Origin of the sequence: Pseudomonas sp. SIMBA_068 (assembly GCF_046534705.1) — a bacterium.
Classification (GTDB): domain Bacteria; phylum Pseudomonadota; class Gammaproteobacteria; order Pseudomonadales; family Pseudomonadaceae; genus Aquipseudomonas; species Aquipseudomonas putida.
Genome location: NZ_JAWRYI010001594.1, coordinates 1 through 238 on the forward strand (window position 1 = coordinate 1; position 238 = coordinate 238).

At 56.3% G+C, this 238-nt stretch carries 1 protein-coding gene; it reads right to left on the bottom strand.

The genetic code is table 11. The features are described 5' to 3' along the window. On the bottom strand, positions 1 to 238 hold a 238-nt coding region (locus SB756_RS35080), incomplete at both ends, for an AIR synthase-related protein (protein ID WP_410913883.1).

The window sequence follows — 238 nt, forward strand, 5'->3', positions numbered from 1 at the left end:
GTTCCAGCAGATGATCGGCCAGCGGTTTGCCTTCCAGCTGTTCAGCCAGCGGATCGGTGTTGCTGACTTCCAGAATCTTACGCACCAGCGAATAGCCGTTGGAGTGCGGGCCACTGGAGCCGAGAGCGATAAGTACATCGCCATCCTGCACCTTGCTGCCATCAATGATCTCTGACTTTTCCACCACGCCAACACAGAAACCGGCCACGTCGTAATCTTCGCCGTGATACATGCCTGG